Source organism: Vibrio sp. OPT18 (assembly GCF_015163615.1).
Lineage (GTDB): Bacteria > Pseudomonadota > Gammaproteobacteria > Enterobacterales > Vibrionaceae > Vibrio > Vibrio coralliirubri.
In genome coordinates this window covers 190,229-192,795 of sequence record NZ_JADDYK010000073.1, presented here as the reverse complement: position 1 = coordinate 192,795, position 2,567 = coordinate 190,229, and the positions used below count along the sequence as shown (strand labels likewise).

The 2,567-nt window shown below is 48.2% G+C and carries 3 protein-coding genes; 2 read left to right on the top strand and 1 reads right to left on the bottom strand.

Annotated features, from left to right (window positions below; genetic code table 11):
- The coding region (locus IQQ51_RS19020; RefSeq protein ID WP_228013011.1) for a phosphate acyltransferase at window positions 1–758 on the top strand (758 nt) is incomplete at its 5' end.
- 72 nt (window positions 759–830) lie between these two features.
- The gene (locus IQQ51_RS19015) at window positions 831–1,598 is read left to right on the top strand and encodes a sulfite exporter TauE/SafE family protein (protein ID WP_193841823.1); all 768 of its coding nucleotides are present in this window, start codon (window positions 831–833) and stop codon (window positions 1,596–1,598) included.
- Between the two features lie 100 nt (window positions 1,599–1,698).
- Here the strand turns inward: IQQ51_RS19015 and IQQ51_RS27380 are convergent.
- On the bottom strand, window positions 1,699–2,567 hold an 869-nt coding region (locus tag IQQ51_RS27380), incomplete at its 5' end, for a cobaltochelatase CobT-related protein (protein WP_416222615.1).

Sequence of the window (2,567 nt, the reverse complement as noted above, 5' to 3'; positions counted from 1 at the left end):
TTGTTTTTGCCAATTTGATGGTAAGGGAAGGACTGGTCGACGGCACGGTTAATGGCGCGGTTTATACCACGTCTGATGTGGTGCGAGCGGCGCTGCAGATTATAGGCCCGGCACCGGACAGCGAATTGGTGTCGAGTTTCTTCTTGATGATGTTGTGTGAGCCTTTCCATAACCTTAAAGGCGGCATGATTTTCAGTGATTGTGGTTTGGTGATTAACCCTAATGAAATCGAGTTGGCATCGATTGCTGTGGCCGCATCAAACAGTGCTCAGACGTTACTGATGGAAGAGCCTAAGGTAGCGATGCTGTCGTTTTCGACTAACGGCAGTGCCAAACACGAATCGGTCGATAAGGTTCGTAATGCCGCTCAACTCGTGAAACAACGTTGTCCTGGAATCGCGGTCGATCAAGATGTCCAACTTGATGCGGCGATTGTCACTGAAATAGCGGCAAAAAAGCTGCCCGACTCAGAAGTGAAAGGCCAATCGAATGTGTTGATATTCCCTAACTTAGAAGCGGGAAACATAGGCTATAAGCTCGCAGAAAGGCTAGGTGGGGCAGTTGCGATTGGCCCGTTGCTGCAAGGGTTAAATCAACCGGCGAATGATTTATCCAGAGGGTGCAGTGCCGAAGATATCTTTAATGTCATTGCCGTTACCGCGGTACAAGCGCAGCAAGGGAAAGCGTCTGATTCTAAGGCTGACTCTGAAGCTGATGTTGAAGAAAGAGAAGAGTCGGAGTTTGAATTCCGGTATTAACACTAGCTTCTTAAACTAACGCTGAATCTTGCACTCATATTTACCCCCAAAATAACCTAATTAGGATAGTTAATGGAGTTACCTGTTTTACTCGCCATTCTTGCCACCATCGCGGTGGGTACCTATTTTCAAACTGTGACCGGATTTGGCCTCGGGATCATCGTGATTGGGTTAACGGTAAGCCTTAATTTGGTATCCCTACCCGTTATTGCCGCTGTGGTCAGTATTGTGACCTTGTTCAATTGCTTGGTGGCGTTGATGGGTAAGCCACTGCTTGGGGAACTCAAGATTCTGGTGGTGTTGGTCATCGGTATTATCCCCGGCGTATCGATGGGGGTGTTCTTGCTAGACGAGTTGAGCGATTCGGCCACGAATATTCTCCGAGGACTATTGGGTGCGATGGTGCTATTCGCAGGTTTGAGTTTTATGTTTAAACCTAAAACCAGAAAGGACCGTTCGGCAACCGTATCTTTCCTTGTCTCAGGTTTTAGTTCTGGGCTCGCGGGTGGGTTATTTGGCATGGCAGGCCCACCGATTGTTTATCATCTCTATCGGCAACCTTTTACGCTCGATCTGGTGCGAAGCACATTGCTGATGGTGTTCGCTTGTACGTCGATGTCTCGTACTGTCAATGTCTACGCTGCAGGCGACATGGAACCGAGCATACTGTGGTTATCGGCTATCGCTGTTCCTTTGGTGGCGCTTGTCACAATGTTTGCTCGACGTTTTCCACCACCGTTGTCCAATGATCAACTCAGAAAGCTAGTGTTTACGGTGTTAATGCTGATAGGCGGATATTTGATGGCTGTCTCTGCATGGTCTTTGTTTGCTGTCTCTTAGCTACTTGTTATATATCAGTTTCTTGCTACCTATTAAGAACATTCCGATAAAAGGCTAGCGGCCTGCTAGCCGATACTTCACTGCTCACGACCTATATCTCCTAACGCTTTAGCATCTCAAAGATGCTCCTAGATAGCCCAAACAAGCAGCTCTCTTGTACGTCCAAGGTAATGTTGTTGCGGTAATATGGGCTCAAATCCACTCCCATTCCCACGCTATGAATCTCAATACCGTTTTTGGTCGACTCACGTTCAATCACTTGTTTGAGGTGGTTATCCAAATAGAACTGATCGTTGGCGGTGCTGGTGGCGGTATCCATTGGGCAGCCGTCTGAGAACACAATCAACACCTTTCGCTGAGCGATGTGCTGCTGCAACCGCTGGCTAGCGAACTGCACCGCTTCGCCATCAATCCCTTCTTTAAAGACGTCGGCTTTACGAAGACTCGCAATGCCAAGGCGAGCGCGTCTCCAATGCGTGTCAAAATCCTTGAATACAATATGACGAACTTCGTTTAAGCGGCCTGGGTGTTTCGGTTGGCCCTGTTTAAGCCACTGCCGATAAACCTTGCCACCGTTCCAGTTATTGGTGGTGAAGCCAATAATCTCGAGAGGGATGTTGGCCAGTCCAACGGATTTGAGAATGGTATCCATCAGTAGGCTTAGCTTGTGACTGTGCTTTTGCATTGAGCCTGAGCAGTCCATCAAAAATGTGATGGCACATTGATGAGATGTACCGATGTCAGGCTGATAAAAGACAGTTCGATCCAATGGCGATGTGACGAGCTTGGTGATGGTAGTGGCGTTAACAATGCCTTCTTCTAAATGGTCCTGACGTCGATTCCTCTGTGGTGTGGCAACAAAGCTAGTAAGCATAGCGGCTAAACGGCGAGTGTTTACTTGTCTCGCCATGATGTCATCGGTGAGCTTTTGTCGCAGTTCGAGTAATAGGGCGCGCCTGACGAGTTTGT

What these genes read in the sequence shown, in the direction of transcription:
- IQQ51_RS19015 (WP_193841823.1), top strand. Translation starts at nt 831, where the DNA reads ATGGAGTTACCTGTTTTACTCGCCATTCTTGCCACCATCGCGGTGGGT.